Consider the following 25,000-nt stretch of genomic DNA (forward strand, 5'->3'; position numbering starts at 1 on the left):
CTTTAATGGGAAGGCCCGTTTCAGGCCGTTACCGTCATCCGCCGACAATCGTCAGCGCAACGGCGGCAGGCTTCGGCACAAAGCCGGCAATGTTCATGGTCGTGTTTACTGCATTCATCGGCGCAGGCATCGCACACATCGGCGCAGAGTACCATAAATTTCATCATAAATTCGGAATCGCGGGCGGTCAGGCTGCCGCACATCTTGCAAAAATCGGCACAATCGCGGCAAAGCCGGATGCAGTCCCGCATCATTTGAAGGTGGTCTTCCCGTAAACAGGCACTTGCGCAGTGTTCGCAGGCGGCAGCGCAGTCAAAACAGATTTGAACATGCTGCGCGTGGTGTTGCATGGTTTCCATAACGTGTTTTTTGGTTTACTAGTTGATTTTGAAAATCTTACGTTACGGTGGGTTCTGCAAAAGTAAAGCCTTCGGGCAAATTGAAATGGACAGAACTATGGCTCAGTTGTACATTATTTTGGCTGGCCAATTTTATCGATTTCGGTCCGGTGGGCGAGTCCGGTTCGTTTAAAATCACCCGGTGTGAGGCCCACCACCTGTTTAAACTGGTTCGACAGGTGTTGGGTGCTGCTGTAACCAAGACGCCAGGCAATTTCACTAAGCGTTAACTCGCCATAGAGCAAATACTCTTTTACTTTCTCGATTTTTTGAGCAATAACGTATTTTTCGATGGTCAGGCCTTCGATCGCGGAAAACAAATGGCTCAGGTAAGAATAATCGTACCCAATTTTCTGGGTTAGGAAATCGGAGAGGTTCTGGTGTTCCGGCCGTTCGCGCCGGTCGTGGTGAACCTCGTTGACAATCAGCGCTTTTATCTGCTCGACAACAACGGTTTTCCGGTCCTCTAAAAGCTCAAAATCATTGTCGGCCAGCACCTGCCGGATTTGGTCCAGCGAAACGGTGGCAGGCAACTCACCAATTTCAACCTCGCCCAGTTCGACCCGCAGCACCTGGATGCCCCGTTCTTCCAGGATGTCCCGAACAGCGCGCTTGCACCGTCCGCAAACCATGTGTTTGATGTATAGTTTCATGACTCAGATCTTAAGTTTATACCGGAATCCCCCGTAAATCATTCGGCCCGTGATGGGGCCCCAAACCCGGGCAGCCGCGTCGAAATCCCGTCCAAACGGATCGTTGGCACCGACAATGGGATTCGCTTGCCGGAAGTTACCGAGATTTTCGCCCCCCAGATACACGTCCCACGTCCGGAACGACTTGGTTACCTGGGCGTTGATGTTATAAAAACCGGGTGCATTCTCCCGGGGCATGTTCTGATAACTGGTGTGTTCGTAGCCCTCGCGCAGGTACGGGATCCGTTTCGGGCCGTTCCACTGCACCGTCAAATCGAACTTCCATTTGTCGTACGGCAGGGCATAGCCGGCGTTGAACAAAACCCGGTCGCGACTCACCATCATGCGCGGCAGCAGGAGACTTTCGCCAAAAGCCATTCCCATCGTCTGGCGGACATCGAAAAGGCGGTAGGCAAGCTTCACCTCCATCCGCTTGATGGGCTGGTAATTCAGTTCGGCCTGAAAGCTGTTGGAAAATGAACGCGCTTTCAAACCGGGTGTCGACCGACTGGACAGGTAATAAAAATGGAGTTCGCGCGGGTGTTCCAGGTCGGCAATCAACTGATTCTGAAAATTCGTGCGGTAATAATCGACCACGAGCGAGGCCTTTTTGCCGAACAGGTTAAACTCCTGCGCCAGACTGGTTCCGTAATTCCAGGAGATTTCGGGCTGCAATTGGCTGTCAAAATACACCGTCCGCGAACTAACCAGATACCCGTAATTTTCGGCCAGGGCATTCGGAGTACGAAACCCCCGACCTGCCGACGCGCGCAGGGTCAGCGAATGGGTCAGGTCATATTTGGCGTGAAGACGCGGGGTAAACTGCGTGCCGAAAAGGTTATGAAAGTCGAGCCGCGCACCGGCCACCAGCGTTACTTTCTCGAGGTATTTGTACGTGTATTCCCCAAAAAAGCCCGGAACCAATTCCGTACGCGTCATCAGTGTGTCGCGGTATTTCTCGCGGTAATCATCCAGCAAATAACTTAGGCCCGCCTTGAACGAATGGTTGGTGTTGTCGATAATCGACTGGTAGATCAAATTCCCGTACAGCGTCTTTTGCTGGCCGTTGTAGGGAATAAACCCGAAAAAGGAGTTTTGTTCGTGGTTGACCGCGTTCAGAATCAACCCCAGTCCTTTGTACGGTTTTTCGGGATAAAGTTTGGCGGTTTTGGAAAATAGCTCGACCCGTTTTGTGGTATTGGTAAAGGCATAGGTCGGGCTACCGCTGCGGGTGGCCGTAATCTGACCCCCCGTCCGGTCTTCATACAGCGATTTGATACCGAACTGCGTCATAAATCGCTCCGCACTGTATTTCGCCCGCACAATTCCGTTGTATTGCGTATACAATGGCAGATCCGTAAAATTATCGCCGTTTTGATCGATGCGGTTTTGCAGGGTGCTGGCGTGTCCCAGAAAGCCCACATTCCATTTCTGGGTCAGAGGACGCGACAGGTTCAGGTTGCCCTCAACCCGCCCGAAACTGTTGACGTAAGCGTTCGCATAGACGCGTTCCCGCGCATCGGGTTTTTGCAACTCAACATTCATGACACCCGACATGCCTTCGTAGCCGTTGACCACCGAACCGGCTCCTTTGCCAATATCGATGGACGAAATCCAGGTGCCGGGAATGAAATTCAGGCCGAAGGTGGAAGCAAGTCCGCGGATGGTCGGGATGTTTTCGACATTGGTCTGGACGTAATTTCCGCTCAGACCCAGCATCTGGATCTGCTTGGCACCGGTGACCGCATCACTGTAGGAGACGTTGACGGACGCGTTGGTTTCGAACGATTCGGAGAGGTTGCAACAGGCGGCTTTGGCCAGCGTTCGGGTGGTCAGGATTTCGTTTTGGTTGGGCGAAAACCGGTCAACCTGCGACGAAGAACCCTGGACCGTCACTTCCTGCAGGGTGTTCTGGCTGACTAAAACTACGTTAAGGCTGGTCTGATCCAACACCGTGACGGTATCGGTTTTGAAACCGACGTAACTGAAAACCAGCCGGTTATTGGTATCGGCTTTGGCGATTTCAAAATCGCCACGGGTGTTGGATGTGGTGGATACAGACGTTCCGGCCCAGTAAATAACGACGCCCGTCAACGGAACGGTTTTGGTATTGACGCGCTCCGAAACCGTTCCGTTGATGGTTTGGGCGCGTGTGTAAACCGTACTGAGAATAGAAAGCCCGATGGCCAGTATCCCCGCTTTATAGCTTGACTGTGAATGCATGGAAGATCATCATGTGGTGAAGAAAATAACAGCAGCCCATGCCTGTTGGGCATTGACTTCGATTCAACCCAGAACGAACTTCTATAGCAAAAAGCTTTGAACAAACGAGAGCAGACTGCGCCCGTAATGGAGGGGAGGAGATTCTAGTCCCGCCAGGTGTGAGGTGGTATCGGCCGCGATCAGGGGAGTAAGAAGCCAGCTAACCAGCGCGGCAATGCCACCGATGGCCACATCGGCCAGCGACTTGATGAATTTGGCGACTAACTGGGTAATTGACGATGAGAAATCAACATTCTCATACCGTTGTTGCTCCTTGCAGCAATCCGTTCGTTTAATTACCGGCGTTTGCGTCAGGGTATGGGATGAGGCAGACGCTTTCTTGCTATGGATCGGGCAACTTTGTTGAGCATCCCGGTTGATGGCCATCGACACTTTCTTCCCACGCATCAGGCACGTGTGCTCGATGAGGCCAAAACCGGTACTGCTCAGCAGGACGATACAGGCCATCAGGAGGTTGAACAACTGGAAGAGTGGGCGTTTCATAGCGGCTCAAAAGTAGAAGATGCACTTTATAAAAACAAGTGCATGATTTTGGGATACCGTACAGGATTTTGTCATTTCGACGGTGAAACGCGCCTGATACCCCCAAAGTGGCTCAAATGGGCAAAAAAAGAGGTGGAACGAAATGTTCCACCTCTCTCCGTAAGCCGGTAGTGATTACCGATTAATAACCCGGGTTTTGTTTCAGAACCGCAGTGCTCTGCAAGTCAATTTCCCGTTGTGGTATCGGCATGTATTCATTTTTGCCCGCCGTAAACTTGGCTCCACCGAGTCCGTTGGTCAGTTTAGCACCTTCGTAGGTCAGATAAGCGTTCAGCACGGTGGCTGCCGTTCCCCAACGCACGAGGTCAAAGAAGCGGTGACCTTCACCCGAAAGTTCCAATTTGCGCTCAAACTGGACGGCTGTGCGCGCAATGGCTTTGTCAGTCCAGGGCGTATCGTAGGTACCGATTACGTAGTTGGCGGCTGGCGCCGTGCCGTTCATCACAAAACCGGTTGGATTGGCAGCCCGTTTCCGGACCTGGTTCACATAGTCACGGGCTTTTTCCAGACTTCCTACTTCGATTTCACATTCAGCTGCCATCAACAGCACATCGGCATACCGAATCAGGACCACGTTGATACCGGTCCAGCCTTTGGTCCAGTTCGAAACGTCCGCAATCCGGGCTTCCTGTGCTTTGGTATAGATGTATTTCTTTGGCGCGTAAGGACCACCGAATGCCTGGTCACGAATCCAGTCCTGACCGGGGAAAACCTGCCAGTCCAGATACGGAATACCACGGCGGCCAATCGAATGGTCGAGACGGGGATCTACGTTACCGGCATCGGGGGTAAAGGCCGCCGAAGAAGCAAGGCCCTGATCGGTTTTCAACTGATTGGCGCCCACGTTATAAGAGCCGTCCAGCAAAGGTAAACCTTTTGCATCCGTCCGGAATGAGTTGGCTAATTCAAAGCTCGGCTGGAAGAACCCGCAGCAACCAACCGGACCCGCCGGGCCGGTGTTGTAAGGCCAGTTGAGGTTCAAGTCGTTCGAAGCGGCATCTGAACTCCCGGCATTGGCGACGTTCTGAGTCGAGAAAATGATTTCGTCATTTTTCTCATTGTCGGCGCTGAACACCATCCAATATTGAGGATAGAGGGAGTATTTGTTGCCAAGTGAAGTTTTACCGCTCGCAATAACGAGATCGAACAACGTTTTGGCTTCAGCGTATTTCTTCTCGTACAGATAGGTTTTGGCCAGGTACGAAGCTGCGGCCCATTTGTTGGCGCGGCCAGCTGCGGTCTGTACTTCGGGCAACACATCGTAAGCCGCTTTGAAGTCCGCTTCGATTTTTGGCCAGATGTCCGTATTATTCGGTATGGTCGTAATACCGGCCGCATAATCAACACTTTCGTCAATGTAAGGCACCATGTTGAAGGTGCGTTTCAGTTCGAAGTAGTAGTGCGCTCTCAGGAATTTGGCCTCGGCCCCGATGCGGGCCAGGTCGGCCGCAGCAACGGTTGCATCAGGGGTTTTGAGCTGACGCAGCACCGAATTGGCCCGGCTAATCCCTTCATACATGTTCTGCCAGCGGGCATTGAGCTCACCGCTGGAGGCCACCATTTCATACCGTTGAAACGGCGTGATGGCGTTGAAGTCACCGGCGTTGGAACCCTTATTGGCTTCGCCACCCATGATGCTGCCATACATCCAGTTCGTAGAGCTGGACGTTTGGCTGAAACCCCGTCCGTTTAACTGCGTATATGCACTGATCAGCAAACCTTCCAACCCGTTTTTAGTACCCAATTGTGAACTGGTCAACGTACCGGTTGGCTGCACGACCAGGAAACTGTCTTTACAGGCCAGCGTGCTAAAGGTTAAAGCCAGCGCCAGCAATGTTCCTTTTGTGACTATATCTTTCATTGTCTTTCTCTTAATCGGTTGATTTGAATTAGAATGTAACGCTCAGGCCGGCGTTGTAGCTTCTGGTAAGCGGGTAGTTACCGACGTCGATACCGAAGTTCTGGTCAGCGGCTCCACCGACACCGGGATCCAGTCCCTGGTATTTGGTGATGGTGAAGATGTTATTGGCCGATGCTGAAATCCGTACGCGGCTCAATTTGATTTTGTTCAGCAGCGCAGCCGGTAACGTATACCCCAGGGTGATGTTCTGCATCCGCAGGTACGAGCCATTCTCAACATAGAATGAGTTTGGAACGGTGTTGGTGCTTTGGTTCGAAACATCTTCGAAAATCGGCTGAGTCGTGCCGGTATTCGTTGGCGTCCACGAATCTTTAACCCGGGTGCTGATGGCTGCTCCTGGAAACGAAGGATAGAAATCGGTATACCACTTCGACAGGTTGAAGATTTTGTTGCCCAGTGACGTATAGAGATACGTCGCAAGGTCAAATCCTTTGTAGTTGAACTGGAAGTTGATACCGCCCGTAAATTTCGGTACCGGGCTGCCAATGAACGTGCGGTCGAGGTTATCGATTACGCCATTGCCATCAATGTCGGCATAGCGGAAACGACCTACGCCAGCGCCGGTTTGGGCCGGAGCGGCTTTAACTTCTTCCTGATTTTTGAACAGGCCAATGACCTGGAAGCCGTAGAATGCCGCAATCGACTGACCGGGCTGGTTCCGGGTTGCAGGCAAGCTCAGACGGTTGGAAGACGGTGAAACGTCGAAGTAAGGTACACCTGGTGCCAGTTGTTGAATCCGGTTTTTCAGTACGCTACCCGTCAGGTTGATTTCATACCCAATATCACCCGCTACTTTACCGCGTGTGGTCAGCATCAGATCGATCCCTTCGTTACGCATTCCGGCGATGTTGACCGACGGAGCCGTTGCCCGGATTCCGATAACCCCGGGGATGGGAACCTGATACAACAGGTCTTTGGTATCTTTCCGCCAGATGTCGAAAACCAGGTCCAGTTTGCCATTCAGGAACGTTGCGTCAACACCCACGTTGGTAGTCGTACTGGTTTCCCATTTAGCGTTCGGGTTCCCAATCCGGCTCCGGTAGAAACCGGGATTAACCGTGCTGTTGGTGGCGGCAATGTCGTACGAGTTCCCCACGTTGGTCGAGAACAGACTGTACTGGTTGTTGGGATCCACGTTGTTGGAGTTCCCCATTTGACCCCAGCCACCCCGAATCTTCAGATCGGTAATGAATGAAACCGACTTCATGAAGTTTTCGCCGGAAAGCCGCCAGGCCGCTGAGAAGGCCGGGAATACCCCGTAGCGATTCGCAGCCCCAAACCGCGATGAACCATCGCGACGAATAACCCCCGTCACGATATACTTGTCATTGTAGATGTAGTTAACGCGTCCGAATGTCGAGTAAAAGTTAACCCCACTCTGGATACCGCTGTTGACCACCCGACCAACGGATGACGTCGTGCTCAGGGTTACGTAGTTAACATCCGTACTAAACGGATTTGAACCGGTTCCGCTGATGTTCCGGCCACGACCGTCGTTCAGTGCTTCTACACCGGCCAGTACATCGACACTGTGAATACCGAATTTCTTCTTGAATTGGGCCGTATTCGTAAAGGTCCAGGCCAGCGTATAACCACCGCCTTCGCTCAGGGACAGTCCACGACCGTTTCCTTCGGCGTTCCAGTAGGTATTCTGTGAAGTCGTTTTGTTGTAAAAGTTGAAGAACTGCCCACCGATGCTGCTCCGCAGCGTCAACTCCGGAATGGGATCGAATTCCAGGTAGGCATTTCCGAAGAGACCAACGCCGAAGTTGTTGTTGTCTTTCGCACCGGCGCGGCTGGCTACCGGGTTGGCCGGGTTGTTAAACCCTTTGGCCGCCGTTCCTGCCCATCCGCCGAATTCATCATAAATCGGAATGATGGGAGCCATCCGGAAAGCACTCAAAATTTCGCTTTCTTCCTGTGACAGGTTTTGACCGGTATTACCACCCACCTGACCGGACGTATTGGCGTAGGTTAACTGGATGTTCTCGCCAAACCGCAGTTTTTTGACAATGTCAAATTCCGTGTTGGCCCGAAGATCATACCGGGCAAAGTTGTTATAGTTCAAAATACCGTTCTGATTCTGCTGACCGAGGCTAAAGAAATACCGGCTGCTTTCGGAACCACCCGAAAAGCCCAGGGTCTGGCGCAGAATAGGCGCGCTGCGCGTAATGGCATCATACCAGTTGGTTCCGGCCTTGTTGGCTTTCACGACCTGATAAACCGCTCCGGCATCCGTATTGATGTTGTATTTCGCTTTTTCGGCGGCCAGATCAACACTTCCAATTACACCTACGCGATTGCCAACTTGCAGGTAATCCGGCAAAACCGGCTTGCTGCCCGTGCCATACTGGCCGTTGGCAACCCCCGAAAAATCGTCGGGTAGACCCAGCGAAGCCTGACGGTTGTGAACCGCAGTCCAGGTCCAGTCAGCCTGTTCCTGGGGGCTCAGAATGGCCTGTGATTTACCGGGATCAGTAAAACCATAAAGACCATCATACGTAACGGTAAGTTTCTGGGCTCTTCTGCCCCCCTTTTTAGTAGTGTAAACAATAACCCCGTTGGCGGCCCGTGCACCATAAATTGAAGCCGCTGCCGCATCTTTCAGAACGGTCGTCGTTTCAATATCGTCCGGATTCAGGAAGTTGGTCGTACCAATGGGTACCCCATCGACAATGTACAAAGGCTGGTTACCACCAAAAGCCCCAAAGCCCCGGACCCGAACGGTGTTGTTGGAACCAGGCTGTCCGTTGGCAATTACCGTCACACCGGCCACCCGACCCTGTAACTGGGTTTCGATGTTGGAGGATGGCGTTACTTTTAAGTCACGCGACTTTACGGTCGAAATAGCACCGGCGTTATCACGCTTGCTGTCGGTGGTATAACCCGTTACCACCACTTCACTCAAAGCCGTTACATCATCTTCCATTCGGATGTCGACACTATTCCGGTTGCCTACTGCCACTTCAATTGACTTGAAACCGATGGCCGACACCACAAGGACTGGATTGGCACCCCGCACATTAATCGAATAAGACCCCTCGGAGTCAGAAGACGTTCCGGTAGTAGTGCCTTTTAGCACCACGTTGGCCCCTGGAACCGGGCCGTCGGAGCTGGTTACTTTTCCTGTGATTCGGCGATCCTGAGCCATGACCGTTATGCTCCATAGCAGCATAAAGGCACCCAAAAAAGCACACTGAAACAATCTGTAGAATTGCTTTTTCATAATAGGTTTTGTAATAATTGGTTTTATTTTCGTACTAAAATAAGATGACTTTAAACATACTTCAAAATTTTCTAAGGAATATTATAAACATTACTTCATGAACTGATTAGTATAAGTTGGCAGTATTTATTTGTATTATATTGATTATTAATAATTTAACCGTGATTTAATAGTATCGTAATGTGAAAGAAATTACAGGATTAAGATTTGATTAATAAGCACCTAGGGAATTTGTATAAGCGATTTTACTTATTTTGTACGATCATGAGCCAGGCCGGACCACACGTTCGCCAGCCCCGGAAAGGGGATTTCTGTCCCAAAATGGCCCCAGTAGCCATTGACTTCTTTTTTGTACTTTTGCAATATGGTTTATTATTCTTCAGTTATGTTTCGACATGCATTTCGTTGCTTTTTTTTACTCCTTTTTGGCGGGATTATCGGCTCCTGCCAGTCGGGTGACAAACCACTTTTTACGTTGCTGCCTGCCGAAGAAACCGGCATTACATTTTCGAACCAAATGACTGAAAGTGACACGCTCAGCATTCTGAACATCGATTATTTCTACAATGGTGGCGGGGTGGGAATCGGTGATTTTAACAACGATGGATTGCAGGACGTGTTTTTTACCGGTAATCTGGTTGGTAACAAACTCTATCTTAACAAAGGCAATTTCAAGTTTACGGACGTTACCCGGCAGGCCGGTGTTGCCGGAAACGGAAAATGGTGTTCGGGAGTAACCTTGGTCGACATCAATAACGACGGCTGGATGGATGTGTACGTGAGTGCTACCATCAAAAAATCGGCTCGTGACCGGGAAAATCTGTTGTTCGTCAACCAGGGCGCCGGACAGAACGGTGGGACACCGGTATTTAAGGAAATGGCTAAGGAATATGGCGTGAACGATGATAGTTATACGACGAACGCGGCTTTCTTCGATTATGATAACGACGGCGATCTGGATCTGTTTCTGTTGACCAACATGGCCGAACGGTATCCCAATGCCTATCACCAGAAGGTGGTGGATGGTTCGTCGCCCACCACCGACCGGCTCTACCGCAATGACCCCGATCCGAAACTGGGGCATCCGGTCTTTACCGATGTGTCCAGAGAAGCGGGTATTCAACTGGAAGGCTATGGTCTGGGTTTGAACATCTGTGATATCAACCGCGATGGCTGGAAAGATATTTACATCACCAACGACTTCCTGTCCGAAGATCATTTCTTTATCAACAACCAGCAGGGCGGTTTTGGAAAACCGGCGTTTACGGATCGGGCCGGACAGTATTTCAAACACACCAGCCAAACGGCCATGGGCAACGATGTCACCGATCTGAATAATGACGGTTTGATGGACATCGTGGTGCTGGACATGTTGCCGAACGACAATTTTCGGAAGAAAATGTTTATTCCACCGAACAACTACCAGACCTACCTCAATAACGAAGAGTTTAAGTTCACCTATCAGTACATGCGCAATACGCTGCAACTGAACCAGGGATTTCGACCGGGCACGCGCGAACCGGTTTTCAGCGAAATCAGTCTCATGGCCGGTGTTGCCGGAACCGACTGGAGCTGGACTCCGCTGGCCGTCGATTTCGATCAGGACGGCTACCGCGATCTTGTGGTGACCAACGGGTTTCCCAAAGATGTAACCGATCGGGATTTTATGCAGTATTATGCCGACAACTCGTCGGTGGCGACCCGCGATTTCATGCTCGGACAGATTCCGGTTATCAAAATCAATAATTACGCTTTTAAAAATAACGGCGGAAACCTGACGTTTTCGGATGTTTCCCGCGAGTGGGGCTTGCAAACACCGGCTTTTTCGGGCGGAGCGGCCTACGGCGATCTGGACAACGACGGCGATCTGGACATGGTGATCAATAACATCAACGATCCTGCTTTTATCTACCGGAATAACCTGGCAGAGCAAAAGCCGCAACAGGCGAATTACCTCCGTGTCAAATTTAAAGGCGACGGACAAAACCGCATGGGCCTGGGCGCTTTTGTCGAACTTTCGTATGGAAAAGGCCAGAAACAAGTGTATGAACACACGATCTATCGCGGGTACCTGTCAACGGTAGAAAATGCCGCTCATTTTGGTTTGGGGGCTGCCAATACGGTCGATGAGGTCCGGATTACCTGGCCCGCCCGGCAGGGAAAACCCGGAAACGTGCAGACGTTGCGGAACGTTAAAGCCAATCAGGTGCTGACGGTCGATGTGAAAAATGCGACCGAAACCGCCGTTCTTCCGCCGACGGCACCCGCCGGAACCCTGCTGCGGGACATTACTGATTCGCTCAAGGTTCAGTTTGTCCATCAGGAACCGGAATACATCGACTTCAATCAGCAGAAACTATTGCCGCATAAATTGTCGCAGTATGGGCCCGCTATCTCGGTTGGCGATGTCAACGGGGACGGTCTGGACGATGTCTTTATCGGTGGCTCCCGAACCCGGAAAGGGTCGTTTCTGATGCAGACGGCTGCCGGAAAGCTGGTTCCGCAGGATTGGTTACCCGGCATGGCGGGGGAGGGAAAACCGGAGGAGGATATGGGAACGCTCCTGTTCGATGCCGACGGTGACGGCGATCAGGATTTGTACGTAGCCAGTGGTGGTTTCGAGGGCGACGCCAATACGGCTAGTTATCAGGATCGGTTTTATGTGAACGATGGGAAAGGCCGGTTTTCCTTGTCACCACAAACGATACCGCAAAACCGCATCAGCAAATCGTGCGTAAAAGCCGCGGATTTCGACCGCGACGGCGATCTGGATTTGTTCGTGGGCGGGCGGGTGGTCCCGAATCAATATCCCAGGCCGGTTTCCAGTTTTATCCTGCGCAATGATTCGAAACCCGGTTTGCCGAAGTTTACCGATGTGACGAAACGTGTGGCCCCTGAGCTGCAGAATATCGGCCTGGTTTGTGATGCGCTGTGGACCGATACGGACAACGACGGCTGGCCTGATCTGATGCTCGCGGGCGAGTGGATGCCCCTGACCATTCTGAAAAACAACCAGGGAAAACAGTTCGCCACGGCCCCGATTCCTGCCTTTACGCAGACGAAAGGCTGGTGGAATTCGCTGGTGGCCGCGGATTTCGACCGGGACGGCGACATGGATTACGTGGCTGGAAATTTAGGGTTGAATACGCTCGCCCAGGCCAGCGGAAAAGAACCGCTGCGGGTTTATGCCAAGGATTTTGATAACAATGGTTTTTACGATGCCATTCCGACGGCTTTCTTTTCGGATGCCAATGGCGAACGACACGAATTTCCGTTCAATGGCCGCGAAGACCTGATCAAGCAAATCATTTCGATGCGGGCTCGTTTTCCGCTACACAAAGACTTTGCCGTGGCGACGGTCGATAAACTCCTGAAAGAAGAAGAACTCAAGGACGCCATTGTTCTGGAGGCCAATTACCTGAAATCGGCTTATGTGGAGAATAAAGGCAACGGTACGTTTGAAATCCACGACCTTCCCATGCAGGCTCAGACGGCGCCGGTTTTCGGTATGATTGCCGATGACTTCGATCAGGACGGCAATCCGGATGTGCTGCTGGTTGGCAACGACTTCGGCAACGAGTTACTGGTGGGTCGTCTGGATGCGATGAACGGGTTGATGCTGAAAGGGAACGGGAAAGGCGGTTTTCAGGCCCTGAATCCCGCAGCCAGCGGTTTTTACGTTCCGGGAAATGCCAAAGGTCTGGTTCGGCTTTCGGGTGTCGGCACAAAGGGCACACCGGCCACCTCACTGATCATGGCCACGCAAAACCGGGGGCCGCTGAACGTGTTCAGTTGGTCAAAACCGTCGCAAATCGTTCGGCTAAAACCGACGGATGTGGCCGCCATCCTCACCGATGCCGCAGGAAGAAAACAGAAACTGGAGTTTTATTACGGTCAGTCGTTCCTTTCGCAGTCGGCGCGGGAAATTGCCATCGGTAAAGCGGTTAAAGCGTTGGAAATCATTGACTCCAAAGGTCAAAAGCGCCTGGTTCAGTTGTCGGTTCTGGCGGTGAAATAGCGATGCAGTTTCCGGTATTCGGTGCGTTCGTCCCGGCGGGCCACCGAATACCGGAAACCGTTTTTAGTCCTCCTGACCAACCACTTCGCTCAAGGGCCGCAAATTGGCCGGGATCCGCTCTTCTTCCACGTACGGATAAATATCCAGAATCTTGGTTGTGTTGACATCCGTAGTTTCGAACGGAATCAGCATCGAATGCAGGCTGATTTCGATGCGTTCGTAGGCTTGTTTTACGTTTTCGGCGTTCACAAGCATCTGATTTACAATGCGTTTTTCCCGACCTTTGTCGTCTTCCGTAATGTAAACGACTTTGCATTTAAACCAGGTTTCACCACCTTCCTCAAAATGAAACAGATCGGCCAGGCGCATGCGGGTGATGGCGGTGACCGTAAAATCCGGCGTGTTGGCAGCCGCTTCCTTATACAACCGGGCTTCGGCGTCGGTGTAGGAAACGGCGTCGATGAGGTACGCTTCGTTAACGGTTTTGGATTTCCCGGTTGGGTCCTGGAGTTGATAGCGAATTTTTCCCTGATACCAGCTTGGCATAACTCGTTGAATTATAGATTCTAAAATTTTATTTCGCGGAGTTAAGCAGAGAAGAAGGGAGTTAAGCAGAATTTTAGTACTGTTTTTCTTAGCGTATCTCCCTTCTTCTCCGCTTAACTCCGCGAAATAACTCCCCTTCAAAAGTACAGAAAAAGCCTATCTTTCGGTAGGTTCGACGGCTCATCCGGCTTTTTAGTTGGTTCATCGGCGGTCAGTTGTGGAGCCGCACCGCCAAGTCCATCTTTGTTTTAAAATAAAGTGTCATTGAAAATGAGTGACTTAACAAACTTGCTGTTGATGGCGGATGCATTACCCGTCGAACCCGTAAAAAATTATTTACAGCTAACCCTCCTGTCGGTTGGTCTGCTTGCCCTGGTGACGATCATCTGGTGGCAAACCGACAAAGAATCGTACGAAGAAGTTACGGAGGATTTGACGATTACGGCTTTTGAGAAACTCGAAATCTGGGGAATGCTGAACGTACTCGTTACCGACGGCCCCACCTACTCGCTGACGGCACGCGGTTCGCGCCGGGCCATTGCCAATGTGAAAGTGCGGCTGCGGGGAAAATGGCTCAAAATCGGCTCGAGTTTTTTCTTCTGGCATCGTCAGTATGATTTGCTGCTGACCCTGACGACACCTACCCTGAGTAAACTGGACGTGTCGGGGGCCTGTACGGTACAGCTTACCGGTTTCAATGATCTGCACAGTTTGGACATCGACATCACGGGCGCTTCGAACGTATCGCTGGAAGGGGAAGTCCAGACACTCAATGTCGATATTACCGGTGCCTCGCGCTTGACCCTGGTCGGGCACGGCACCAACCTGACGGCCGACATCACCGGCGCATCGACCCTTCACGCGCTGAAGTATCCGGTCGAAGATGCAACGGTTGAGGTGACGGGGGCCTGCACGGCTCAGGTGTATGCGACGCGCGTGTTGAAAGCCGAAGCGACCGGTGCCAGCAAGGTCGAGTACCAGGGCGACCCCAGCGTGGATTTTGAGAGTGCAGGTGCCAGTTATATCAAAAAAGTATAGACCCGTAACGCTGTTCATCACCGATGAGAAATAAAATCAGGCTTTGTATTTTATTGAGTTTATTAACCTTGTTGATCTATGCCCTGCTGGTCACGGAAGAATCGATTCCGATTGAAATCAAACTAACCATCATCACCAGCATCATCGGGAGCGGTTTATTTATTTATATGGCTTTATCGTGGTTTATTCCGTATTTACTCAATCGTTCGGCCGAACTGTTGTCACCCCAGAAACTGGTTTCCCTCACCGTGACATCGAGCGGTATTCTGGCCGGAATGACCGGTTTCCTGGCCACGTGGGGAATTAGCTTTTTTTGGGATATACAGTTTAGACCGGTAGACTATTGCTCGATTTTTGGGATGTTTGCCATCATCACGGCGGGCATTACGGCCGTCTATTCGCTGAAATCATTTGTGCAGCGTTGGAAAGCACTCCTGCTGATGGAAGAAGGGTTGAAACAGGCCGTGCTAAAAGCGGAATTCGAGTCGTTGAAAAACCAGGTCAACCCGCATTTTCTGTTCAATTCACTCAATATTCTCAGTGCTCTGATTCCGGAAGATACCGGCAAGTCCGTACAATTCGTCGAACGGCTGTCGAAGGTGTTCCGCTACAGCCTCCAGCATTCCGAACAGAATACCATCGAACTGGTCACCGAACTCAAAATTGCCGAATCCTATCTCTTCATCAATCAGATGCGTTTTGGCGAAAGTTTTCGCTACACCGTGGATTTGTCAGAAGCCGACCGAAGCCGCCAGATTGTTACGCAGGGTTTGCTGACGTTGCTGGAAAACGTGGTAAAACACAATGAGTGTTCATTGGAAAAACCGTTGTGCATCCGGATTTATACCGAAAAAGATTGCCTGGTAGTGGCGAACGTATTCCAGCTAAAAAGCCGGCTGAGAACCGATTCAACCGGAATTGGTTTGAAAAACCTGCAAAACCGGTACGCGCAGCTGGCCGCCGATCGCCCGGTGGTGATTCAGCAAACGGAGCAGGAGTTTATTGTTAAATTACCATTATTGTAACTTGTGACCTATTGAAAGGTTGGAAATCAATACCGTGATGAAAATATTAATTGTCGAAGACGAGCCGCTGGCCGTCAAACGGATGGAAGGGTTGATTCGGGAAGTAGCGCCCGATGCTGAAATACTGGGAAAAATCGACACCGTGCGGGCTTTTGTTCGCTGGTGGCAGACCAACTCTGCACCGGATTTGCTGTTGATGGATATTCAACTGGCCGACGGACTGAGTTTTGAGATTTTTCAGCAGGTGGATGTGAAAACGCCGGTTATTTTCACGACGGCTTACGACGAATATGCGCTCCGGGCGTTCAAGGTCAACAGCGTCGATTACCTCCTGAAACCCATTGAACAGGAAGAACTGGCAAAAGCCATTCAGAAATTTCGACTTCAGCGGCAGAACACCGAAACTCAGTCGGGCGCTTCCGAAAATCTGGCAAAAATGCTGGAAGAGTTTGGTATCAAGCCACTTACCTATAAAAATCGCTTTCTGATCAAACAAGGCGGCCGGTTTGACGTAGTGGAAACGGCGGATATTCTATACCTCTACGCCGACGATAAAGTCGTTTTTTTGATCACCAACCAAAACCGCAAATACATCGTCGACGAAACGCTGGACGAACTGGAAGCCAAACTGGATCCCAAGTTATTTGCCCGCATTAACCGAAAATACATCACGCATTTGTCGGCCATCGAGCGCATCGAACCGTATTTTAACGGGCGGCTGCGAATCTGGCTGAAACACCGCCCGTCGGAGGAGGAAGTTTCGGTGAGCCGCGAGCGGGCCGAATCGTTTAAAACCTGGTTGAATACATAACTTATGAATGATGAACGATGGATGGGCTGACGCATACATTCATCGTTCATCATTCAAAAGCTAGGCCTTGTAAAACATCCATTTCACCAATTCCTTGTACGACGGCTTTTTGCCGTACATCAGGATTCCGACGCGGTAGATCCGGGCTGCCAGCCAGGCCGTTCCGATGAATCCGCCGATCAATAACGTCACGGACAGAATAATCTCCCAGGCGGGAACGCCGAACGGGATCCGGACCATCATGATGATGGGCGAGGTAAACGGAATCATCGACATCCAGAAAGCCACCGCGCCATCGGGTTCACGAATGATAAACTGCGCCATGATGAACGACAGAACCAGCGGAATGGTGATGGGAAACATAAACTGCTGAACGTCGGTGTCGCTGTCGACGGCTGAGCCAACGGCGGCAAACAACGCGCTGTATATCAGATAACCACCGATAAAATAGATTAAAAAACAGCCAATAATAAGTGGAATATTTAAGGTGCCGATGGCTTTGAATACCGTGGTGACCGGGCTGCTTTTCTGCTCGGATTTAGGTTTCTCAACGGTTGCGTTTCGGACCGTTCCGGGCGGTTGTGCCATCATTTCGACCCGTTTCTGCGGCCCCAGACTTTCCATGCCCAGTACGTTCGACATGATGGAGGAAATGCCGAATGTGAGCAGAATCCAGAGCAGAAACTGCGTCAGCCCCACCAGAGCCACTCCGGTAATTTTGCCCGCCATGAGCTGAAACGGTTTGACCGACGAAATAATCACTTCAACGATGCGGTTGGTTTTTTCTTCCATAACGCCCCGCATAACCTGGACGCCATAAATGAAAATGGCAAAGTAAATGATGAAGGCGCACAAATAACCGATGCCTGTTGCCGCGCCCGAACTGCTGTCTTTTTCACCTTCTTCGCTGAGACTGTAGGTATCCGACGATACGTCTACTTTCGTGCTTTCCAGGACCTTACGGTCAATTCCGGCGTCCAGTAACCGAATGTTTTCGATCTCCTGTTCAACCGCTTTTTCGATCCCGTTCTTTACTTCCAGACTGACGTTCTTTTCGGCGTAGATTTTCAGGCTTTTCGGATTTTCCAGAATGTCTTTCGGGATGTGTACCAGCACGTCGTAGCCGCTCTTGGCAAAATCCTTTTTGGCCGTTTCGACTGCGGTGTTCACGGGTTTAAAAACCAGCTCTTTGGTATCTTTGAAGGTCTTTTCAAACTTGCCGGATTCGTCGATGACTTCAATTTTCTTCTGGTCAATGTCCCGCATGGCAAAAAAAACCGGAACCAGCCAGATGCAGGAAACCAGGAGGGGCGTTACAAAAGTCATGATCAGGAACGACTTTTTCTTGACCCGGACCAGGTATTCGCGTTTAAGAATTAGGAAGATGATTTTCATGTTTCAAGGGGTGATTGAGTAAATGAGAGAATGACAGGGAGGCCGGAAGGATGATGAAGTGCGTAGCGTAAGCTTCGGTCTATTCGCTCAAGCATCCTCGCGCGGGCGGCTCCGTCGCTCATTCACACTTGTTTAGGTTGTAGGTACTTCGCCGACGGCTTTGATAAAGATATCGTTCATGGACGGAATATTCTCCCCGAAGGCGCGGACGGCCACCTGGTCGATGAGATCGCGAACCAGTTCATTGACGACGGCATCGCGCGGAATCCGGATGTTGGTCCGCAAATACCCGTCTTCGAGTTTTTTGCTGTCCAAAATCGTATAGGCTGGGTTTAAGTCGTTCAGACTCCCCTGATATTCAACATGGTAGGTGTGCGTTTTAAACTGCTCCTTGATGACTTTTTTCGGGCCGTCGAGCACTTTTTTCGAGTGATGAATCAGCGCGATGTGATCACAAAGTTCCTCCACTGATTCCATCCGGTGGGTCGAGAAAATGATGGTACTCCCTTTTTCGCGCAATTCCAGAATTTCATCTTTGATGAGGTTGGCGTTGATGGGGTCGAAACCGGAGAACGGTTCATCCAGAATAATCAGATCCGGTTCGTGGAGAACGGTTGCTACAAACTGAATTTTCTGTTGCATTCCCTTCGACAGATCCTCGACGTTTTTGGTCCACCACGTTTTGATGTCGAACTTGACAAACCATTCTTTGAGCTTTTCCATGGCCTGCCGTTCGCTAAGTCCTTTTAACTGAGCCAGATATAGGAGTTGTTCGCCCACCTTCATCTTCTTGTAGAGACCGCGTTCTTCCGGTAAATACCCAATGCGGCTAATGTGTTCGGGACCCAGTGGTTTGCCATCAAAAAGAACTTCACCTTCGTCGGGACCGGTAATCTGGTTGATAATTCGGATGAGGGACGTTTTGCCGGCACCATTGGGGCCCAGGAGCCCAAAGATCTGGCCCCGCGGAATGTCGATACTCACGTCGTCCAAGGCCCGGTGTTGGGCGTATTGCTTGACAATGTGGCGAGTTTCAAGAATATTCATAAATAGGTTAAAAAAGGCCCAAATTTGAAACGTTTAGTGGATGCGAAGATAGAAGCCTTCGATTGGCCCAACAGAAGTTTGGGACAGATGGCCGCGGAACGGGTTTACCGGACGGTTTTCAATGCGTTTCAAACGGGACCTGACTTTAAATAATAAAAATGGGCTGTGGTTGTATGACCACAGCCCATTTTCGTCGAAAAACAACTACGCTTTTACAACGATGGTTTTGGCCCATTTATCACCAAACCGCTTGCGCTCGTCACCCAAAACCATGAGGGCATCGATGAGCCCAAAAACCGGAATCATGAGGGATACTTGCCGAACAATGGCGGTTCCGTAATCACCTACAATGCCCTGGCCGGTATCCTCTTTGATGACTTTAATTTTCATCAGTTTTTTACCAATACTTTGACCGCCCAGAAAACCGCTTACTTCGGGCAAAGCGTCTTTGGTCAGCGTATACCCCAATACGACGATGTAGCCCAGAATGGCCAGCCGGTAATTGATCGACATCAAAATAAAAAAAGGAATGTAAGCCACCAGCCCATCGATCAGGGCTGCAACAAACCGCTGGACCGGATCGGCTTTGACTTGCGTAGAGGGTACATTGTAAATGGGTTGCATAAAAAAGAGGTTATGGGGTTAAGAAATTGAAAAACTTGCCTAACCTACATAGGTGCCTGAACAATTCCAATCATTGACGTAAAATAATGTTAGTCAGCGATTTCCTTTTGTGTTTTCGGTCAATCTTCAAAAGTTACCGTCTCGACCGGGTGCACAAAACCGCCTTCCCATTTGGTAATTACGCAGGTAGCAACGGCATTGCCGGCAACGCTGGTGGCCGACCGGCCCATGTCCAGAAATGGATCGATACCCAGGATCAACGCCAGGCCTTCGGGCGGTAAATCGAACATCGCCATCGTTCCGGCAATGACCACCAGCGACGCCCGGGGAACCCCCGCGATGCCCTTCGATGTGATCATTAACGTAAGCAGCATGAGAATCTGTTGCTGGAGCGTGAGCGAAACACCGTAGGCCTGGGCCAGAAATCCCGTTGCAAAAGTCATGTACATCATCGAACCGTCGAGGTTGAAGGAGTACCCCAGCGGCAGGACGAAACCGACGATCCGGGGCGGAACACCGAACGCTTCGAGGGCTTTAATCTGTTGAGGCAGAGAAGCTTCCGAGCTGGCTGTGCTGAACGAAATCAGGAGCGATTCTTTCATCTGGGTCAGCAGCTTGAAGAATGGAATGCGCATGAAGGCGCAAATGCCGGCCAGAATGACGAAAATGAAGAAGAGCAAACCGCCGTAGAAACACAACAGCAAATAGGCATACGAAACCAGAATGCCCAGTCCCTTAGCGGCAACAACGGACGTCATGGCGCCTAAAACCGCATAGGGTGCCAATTGCATCACGTAACCTACCATCTTGAAAACCAGTTCGCTAAGCGCATCGAGCGCTTTGGTCAACCCTTTTCCTTTCTCACCGATGGCACCCAGGGCAACGCCAAAAAAGATGGCAAAAACGACAATTTGCAGGATTTCATTTTCCGCCAGGGCGCGGAAAGCACTGTCCGGAAAAATATGCAGGACAAAATCTTCAACGGTATTGAGTTTTTTGCCTTCAATACCGACACTCGTACCAGCCGCCGGTCGTGGCCAGCTCTGAATGGATCCCGGGCGTGTTAGGTTAACCACCACCAGCCCAACGATCAGGGAGAGAATGGTGGCAAAATAAAAGTAACCGAGGGTTTTGATACCGATCCGACCCACCACTTTGAAGTCGCCCAACTTGGCGATTCCGACCACGAGCGTTGAGAAAACCAGGGGGCCGATGATCATTTTAATCAACTTGAGGAATACTTTACTGATCAACTGGAATTTAGCACTGATCGCGGTGGCCGTTTCGGGATCAGTCGTACTGTGCAGGATTTGACCAATGATGACACCCAGCGTAAAGCCAATAACAATTTTTGTGGTGATGTTTAGTTTCATTCAGATGAAGAATAAGAGTTCGTGGGGATCAGCGACCGGTCGAAAGGAAACAAAAATAGAAGAAAAATCCGAATCAGGGTAAAACGCCTGCTATAAGCCCGCTAATAGGATAAAGAGGGTACGATTTTGAACCCCGAAAAGCGGCTGTGGCCCGAAAAGGCTATTCAATAAGTTGTTTCTGAATTTTACATTGTGTTAATAAAGTGTTCCCGTAAAGACCTTATTTTTAGCCTTAATCAACTAGGACTATGAAAAACGGATCTTTACTACACGTCATCAGGTACCTTTCACTGTGCGCTTTTTGGCTGCTGGGCGTCTTGAGTGCCACGGCTCAGGTGTCTTTGACCAGTTCTTCACTCACCTATACGCAGGATTTCAACAGTCTGGCAACCGCCGGAACGAGCAACGTATGGGCCAACAATTCGACCATTCCCGGCTGGCTGAGTAGCCGGGCGGTCTTGATTGCCGGAACAGGAAGCTCAACCACCGGCGGTTTATACAGTTTCGGCAGTTCCGGTGCAACCGATCGGGCCATCGGCTCCGTTGCATCGGGCTCCACCACAACCATTTACTACGGTCTGGTGCTGGTCAACAACACCGGTAGTGCCGTCACGTCACTCCAAATCACGTATACGGGAGAACAGTGGCGAACGGCCAATACCGCCGTCCAATCTCTGACATTTGCCTACGGAACCGGCTCGGGCCTGACGGTTGACTCACCGGTTTTGCCCTACAGCGCGCTGGATTTCACAAGCCCGGTTTCATCATCGGTTGCCAGTGCGCTGGACGGTAATTTGCCGGCAAACCGGACGGCTATATCCGGAACGATTGTTTTTGATACACCCATCGCCGACGGCCAGCAGATTCTGCTCCGCTGGTCGGATGCCGACAATACCGGTTCTGATCACGGTCTGGCCATCGATGACCTGAGTGTAACGGCGACTACCCTGGGCGGAGGAACGCCCAATCCGGTCCTGGTGGTCAATCCGAAAAATTTGTCCGGCTTCACAACTTCCCAGGGAACCGCTTCAACGCCAAAGTCTTACACCGTTTCCGGCGCGAATTTGTCGGCCGATGTTTTGATCAGCGCACCTGCCGGTTTTGAAATCAGCACCGGTGACAGTTATTCTCCTTCGCTAACCCTGCCGGTATCGAACAGCAGCCTTGCCGCCACCCCGATCAATGTCCGGCTGACGGGGGCCGCGCAGGGAACGCCCGGCGGAACGATCACGAACGGGAGTGGTTCGGCATCGGCCGACGTAACCGTTAGCGGGACGGTGTTCGACCCAAATACCATTGCCACCATTGCGTTGGCACGCAGCCAGCCGGTTAATACGTCGATTTCGGCGTTGCCGGGCGGGAAAATTGCGGGCCGGGTCACGGTTAGTAACCAGTTCAACGATGTGTCTTACATTCAGGATCCGACGGGCGGTATTGCTATTTTTAGTTCGGCTTTCCGAAATAGCGTTCAGATTGGCGACTCGGTACAGATCACCAGCGGAACCATTGCGGCTTTCAACAACAACAAGCAGATTTCCGGAACGGTGACGTTCACTAATTTCGGAGCAAAAGGACCGCTGACGCCCAAAGTGATCACAACGTCCCAACTGCCGGATTATGAAGGACAACTGGTAACGATCAATGCCGCCGTCATCCGGCCCAATACCACCGTAGCAGCTCCTAACCCGGTTTTTGTGTTAACGCCGGATGCTAATTTTCGGCTTCAGGATGCCAGCGGCACACAGGAATTACGGGTAAACCGGGGCACAAATATTCCGGGAAACACGAACCCGGCTACGCCGGCGGCCATCACCGGCGTGGTCGGCCGTTTCAATACCATCACGCAATTATTGCCGCGTTCTACTCAGGACTTGCCGGGGGCAACGCCTTATGCTCCGGCCGGGGGCAACCTTGATCGCAGCCAGACGCTCGACGTGGCGGCCTGGAACATCGAATGGCTGGGCAGTACCGGCAACGGTCCGACCAACGAAGCCCAACAGGTGAGCAATGCCATTTCGGTGCTGAACAGCCTGCAATCGGATATCATTGTTCTGGAAGAAATATCGTCGGACAACGCCATTTCGAGTTTGCTGGCGGGCATGCCGGGCTACCAGGGAAACTGTTCACCGTTTGTTTCCAACAACCCGGGCCACGAGATTCCGGCCAATCCGGCTACGCCAGGCCCCACCTTGCCCGCCAACACGCAGCGGGTTTGTATCTTGTATAAATCTGACGTAGCGACGTTGGTTTCCCAAAAACCGTTGATGGAGCGGGTCGAGAACCTGACGGGGTATCCGACCGACGTCGATAATTTCTGGGCTTCGGGGCGGTATCCGTATCTGTGGAAATTCAATGTGACCGTGGCCGGCGTTACCAAACAGGTCAATATCATTGGTGTTCATGCCAAAGCCAACGAAGGCGCACCCAATTCGCAGCTGGCTTACAACCGCCGGAAATACGACGTTCAGGTGTTGTATGACACGCTGAAAGCCCAGTATCCAAACGATTTGCTGTTGCTGGCCGGTGACTTCAACGATGACCTCGACCGGACGGTGGCCGATGTGTCAACGACCGAAACGACCTACAAACCGTTCACGGACGATACGGCCAGTTTTACCGGGGTGACCCGATCCCTGAGCGATAACGGGTTTCGGACGTATCTGACGGAGGACAATGTAATCGACCACATTCTGGTTTCCAACGAGTTAGCCCCGGCGTATATCGCTGGCTCGGCGGGTGTTGGAACCCCGTATTTGACGATAAACGACTACGGCAATACAACCTCCGACCACGTTCCGGTTCTGGCCCGCTTCGATTTGAGGCAGCTGGCGCTGGTGAAAGTCCGGTACCAGAATGGCGACAACGGACAGGCCACCAACAACCAGATCAAGCCCTATCTGCAACTGAGCAACGAAGGTACGAGCGCGATTCCTTACAGCGAATTAACCGTACGGTACTGGTTTACGGCTGAAAATTATGCCGGAATCAACCCGTTTATCGATTACGCGCAGTTGGGTAACAATAACGTTAAAATGACCTATGTCCGGCAGGATTCACCCGCTCGAAATGGGGCCAATGGCTACGTTGAATATGGCTTCGCGGCATCGACGGGCAGTCTGGCCGCGGGCGGTATTTCCGGTCCGATTCAATCCCGGATTGCCAATAAAGACTGGGCGGATTTGAGTGAAACCGATGATTATTCGTACCAGTCCAATGCAAATTACGCCCTCACGGATCGCATTACGGTGTATCGGAACGGAACGTTGATCTGGGGGGTGGAGCCGCAACCGGTTGCGGCTTTGGTCAAGGTGAAAGTGCTTTCCGAAAATAAAAACAACAATCCGAATTCCAACACCATCAGTACCTATCTGAAAATCAACAATGAAGGAAACGTGCCGCTGGCTTACGGCGATTTAACGGTGCGGTATTGGTTTACGCCCGAAGGAACCGCCAGTCTCAATTATTTTATTGACTACGCCAAACTGGGCAATTCCAACCTGACGGGTCAATTTATTCCCGTCAACCCCGCGAAAACCAGAGCCGAGGTGTACTTCGAATTGAAACTAAAACCGACGGCCGGGACTTTGTATCCGCTCAGCAATACGGGAAACATTCAGTACCGGATTGCCAAATCCAACTGGACCAATTTTGTGGAGACGAACGATTATTCGTACCAATCGGCTGCGTCGTTCTCGGAAAACGATCACATTACGGTTTACTATCAGAACAATCTGATTTATGGAACAGAGCCCGTCGTTGAGTCGGGTGCGCGCATTTCTGCGTCGGAAAATAATGAAGAGTGGAACGTTCGCGTGTTACCGAATCCGGTTTCGGATGTATTTGAAGTTGAATTTACCGCACCAGCCGGTGACGAAGTACGGCTTCACCTGGTGGATGTCCACGGACGTACCGTTTTGCAGCATAGTCTTCCGGCAACGGGCCAGCGTCAACGTCAAACGATGGCGATTCACCATGAAGCTCCCGGCGTTTACCTGCTGCGTGCGCAGGCTGGTCGGCAATACCGCTTGATTAAAGTAGTGAAACCCTGAAAGTGTCTGAT

16 protein-coding genes are annotated in these 25,000 nt (G+C 51.2%); 5 read left to right on the forward strand and 11 right to left on the reverse strand.

The window, feature by feature from the left end; all coding sequences use genetic code 11:
• Positions 1 to 20: 20 nt before the first annotated feature.
• The 6 genes from EHT87_RS00790 to EHT87_RS00815 all read right to left on the reverse strand — a co-directional run bounded on the left by EHT87_RS00790 (position 21) and on the right by EHT87_RS00815 (position 9,063).
• Positions 21 to 359, reverse strand: coding sequence for a four-helix bundle copper-binding protein (locus EHT87_RS00790; protein WP_124902891.1), 339 nt, complete (start codon positions 357 to 359; stop codon positions 21 to 23).
• 113 nt (positions 360 to 472) lie between these two features.
• Positions 473 to 1,051, reverse strand: a complete 579-nt coding sequence (locus tag EHT87_RS00795) for a helix-turn-helix domain-containing protein (RefSeq protein ID WP_124902893.1) — start codon at positions 1,049 to 1,051, stop codon at positions 473 to 475.
• A gap of 3 nt (positions 1,052 to 1,054) precedes the next feature.
• Positions 1,055 to 3,313 (reverse strand): TonB-dependent receptor, encoded by a 2,259-nt coding sequence (locus tag EHT87_RS00800; protein WP_124902895.1) that lies wholly within the window; start codon positions 3,311 to 3,313, stop codon positions 1,055 to 1,057.
• 81 nt (positions 3,314 to 3,394) lie between these two features.
• Complete coding sequence (locus tag EHT87_RS00805) at positions 3,395 to 3,856, reverse strand: HYC_CC_PP family protein (protein ID WP_124902897.1); 462 nt, start codon at positions 3,854 to 3,856, stop codon at positions 3,395 to 3,397.
• A 181-nt stretch (positions 3,857 to 4,037) separates the two neighbouring features.
• Entirely contained in the window at positions 4,038 to 5,777 is a 1,740-nt protein-coding gene (locus EHT87_RS00810; RefSeq protein WP_124902899.1) for a RagB/SusD family nutrient uptake outer membrane protein, read from the reverse strand.
• Between the two features lie 28 nt (positions 5,778 to 5,805).
• Complete coding sequence (locus EHT87_RS00815; RefSeq protein ID WP_124902901.1) at positions 5,806 to 9,063, reverse strand: SusC/RagA family TonB-linked outer membrane protein; 3,258 nt, start codon at positions 9,061 to 9,063, stop codon at positions 5,806 to 5,808.
• Positions 9,064 to 9,580: 517 nt separating this feature from the next.
• On the opposite strand from EHT87_RS00815, the gene EHT87_RS00820 reads away from it, so the two are divergent.
• The gene (locus EHT87_RS00820) at positions 9,581 to 13,081 is read left to right on the forward strand and encodes a VCBS repeat-containing protein (RefSeq protein ID WP_310587494.1); all 3,501 of its coding nucleotides are present in this window, start codon (positions 9,581 to 9,583) and stop codon (positions 13,079 to 13,081) included.
• A gap of 63 nt (positions 13,082 to 13,144) precedes the next feature.
• Here the strand turns inward: EHT87_RS00820 and EHT87_RS00825 are convergent, their stop codons facing one another.
• Positions 13,145 to 13,627: a DUF4494 domain-containing protein gene (locus tag EHT87_RS00825; protein WP_124902905.1), complete on the reverse strand. Its 483-nt coding sequence runs from the start codon at positions 13,625 to 13,627 to the stop codon at positions 13,145 to 13,147.
• A 270-nt stretch (positions 13,628 to 13,897) separates the two neighbouring features.
• Between EHT87_RS00825 and EHT87_RS00830 the strand changes: the two genes are divergently transcribed.
• The 3 genes from EHT87_RS00830 to EHT87_RS00840 are packed head-to-tail and all read left to right on the forward strand — an operon-like array spanning position 13,898 to position 16,501.
• On the forward strand, positions 13,898 to 14,665 hold the full coding sequence (locus EHT87_RS00830) for a GIN domain-containing protein (protein WP_124902907.1): 768 nt from the start codon (positions 13,898 to 13,900) through the stop codon (positions 14,663 to 14,665).
• Between the two features lie 23 nt (positions 14,666 to 14,688).
• A complete protein-coding gene (locus EHT87_RS00835; RefSeq protein ID WP_124902909.1) occupies positions 14,689 to 15,690 on the forward strand; it encodes a sensor histidine kinase in 1,002 nt (333 codons plus the stop codon).
• 37 nt (positions 15,691 to 15,727) lie between these two features.
• Positions 15,728 to 16,501 (forward strand): LytR/AlgR family response regulator transcription factor, encoded by a 774-nt coding sequence (locus EHT87_RS00840; protein WP_124902911.1) that lies wholly within the window; start codon positions 15,728 to 15,730, stop codon positions 16,499 to 16,501.
• A 60-nt stretch (positions 16,502 to 16,561) separates the two neighbouring features.
• Here the strand turns inward: EHT87_RS00840 and EHT87_RS00845 are convergent, their stop codons facing one another.
• From EHT87_RS00845 to EHT87_RS00860, 4 genes are all read right to left on the reverse strand, one after another.
• Positions 16,562 to 17,896 carry an ABC transporter permease gene (locus tag EHT87_RS00845; RefSeq protein ID WP_124902913.1) on the reverse strand — a complete coding sequence of 445 codons (1,335 nt, stop codon included), beginning with the start codon at positions 17,894 to 17,896 and terminating at the stop codon, positions 16,562 to 16,564.
• Between the two features lie 132 nt (positions 17,897 to 18,028).
• Positions 18,029 to 18,943 carry an ABC transporter ATP-binding protein gene (locus EHT87_RS00850; protein ID WP_124902915.1) on the reverse strand — a complete coding sequence of 305 codons (915 nt, stop codon included), beginning with the start codon at positions 18,941 to 18,943 and terminating at the stop codon, positions 18,029 to 18,031.
• 204 nt (positions 18,944 to 19,147) lie between these two features.
• Positions 19,148 to 19,567, reverse strand: a complete 420-nt coding sequence (locus EHT87_RS00855; protein ID WP_124902917.1) for an RDD family protein — start codon at positions 19,565 to 19,567, stop codon at positions 19,148 to 19,150.
• A 119-nt stretch (positions 19,568 to 19,686) separates the two neighbouring features.
• Positions 19,687 to 20,940, reverse strand: coding sequence for a dicarboxylate/amino acid:cation symporter (locus EHT87_RS00860; protein ID WP_124902919.1), 1,254 nt, complete (start codon positions 20,938 to 20,940; stop codon positions 19,687 to 19,689).
• A gap of 248 nt (positions 20,941 to 21,188) precedes the next feature.
• Here EHT87_RS00860 and EHT87_RS00865 point away from each other — a divergent pair, with 248 nt between their 5' ends.
• Positions 21,189 to 24,989, forward strand: coding sequence for a cellulose binding domain-containing protein (locus EHT87_RS00865; protein WP_124902921.1), 3,801 nt, complete (start codon positions 21,189 to 21,191; stop codon positions 24,987 to 24,989).
• Positions 24,990 to 25,000: the final 11 nt, after the last annotated feature.

The sequence above is a fragment of the Larkinella knui genome (genome assembly GCF_003858645.1).
Classification (GTDB): Bacteria; Bacteroidota; Bacteroidia; order Cytophagales; family Spirosomataceae; genus Larkinella; species Larkinella knui.

Bases quoted from the DNA above. Each gene is read 5' to 3' on its own strand.
- EHT87_RS00845 (WP_124902913.1), bottom strand. From the start codon at position 17,896: ATGAAAATCATCTTCCTAATTCTTAAACGCGAATACCTGGTCCGGGTC.
- EHT87_RS00800 (WP_124902895.1), bottom strand. From the start codon at position 3,313: ATGCATTCACAGTCAAGCTATAAAGCGGGGATACTGGCCATCGGGCTT.
- EHT87_RS00860 (WP_124902919.1), bottom strand. From the start codon at position 20,940: ATGAAACTAAACATCACCACAAAAATTGTTATTGGCTTTACGCTGGGT.
- EHT87_RS00865 (WP_124902921.1), top strand. From the start codon at position 21,189: ATGAAAAACGGATCTTTACTACACGTCATCAGGTACCTTTCACTGTGC.
- EHT87_RS00855 (WP_124902917.1), bottom strand. From the start codon at position 19,567: ATGCAACCCATTTACAATGTACCCTCTACGCAAGTCAAAGCCGATCCG.
- EHT87_RS00840 (WP_124902911.1), top strand. From the start codon at position 15,728: ATGAAAATATTAATTGTCGAAGACGAGCCGCTGGCCGTCAAACGGATG.
- EHT87_RS00815 (WP_124902901.1), bottom strand. From the start codon at position 9,063: ATGAAAAAGCAATTCTACAGATTGTTTCAGTGTGCTTTTTTGGGTGCC.
- EHT87_RS00810 (WP_124902899.1), bottom strand. From the start codon at position 5,777: ATGAAAGATATAGTCACAAAAGGAACATTGCTGGCGCTGGCTTTAACC.
- EHT87_RS00825 (WP_124902905.1), bottom strand. From the start codon at position 13,627: ATGCCAAGCTGGTATCAGGGAAAAATTCGCTATCAACTCCAGGACCCA.
- EHT87_RS00830 (WP_124902907.1), top strand. From the start codon at position 13,898: ATGAGTGACTTAACAAACTTGCTGTTGATGGCGGATGCATTACCCGTC.
- EHT87_RS00820 (WP_310587494.1), top strand. From the start codon at position 9,581: ATGACTGAAAGTGACACGCTCAGCATTCTGAACATCGATTATTTCTAC.
- EHT87_RS00805 (WP_124902897.1), bottom strand. From the start codon at position 3,856: ATGAAACGCCCACTCTTCCAGTTGTTCAACCTCCTGATGGCCTGTATC.
- EHT87_RS00795 (WP_124902893.1), bottom strand. From the start codon at position 1,051: ATGAAACTATACATCAAACACATGGTTTGCGGACGGTGCAAGCGCGCT.
- EHT87_RS00850 (WP_124902915.1), bottom strand. From the start codon at position 18,943: ATGAATATTCTTGAAACTCGCCACATTGTCAAGCAATACGCCCAACAC.
- EHT87_RS00790 (WP_124902891.1), bottom strand. From the start codon at position 359: ATGGAAACCATGCAACACCACGCGCAGCATGTTCAAATCTGTTTTGAC.
- EHT87_RS00835 (WP_124902909.1), top strand. From the start codon at position 14,689: ATGAGAAATAAAATCAGGCTTTGTATTTTATTGAGTTTATTAACCTTG.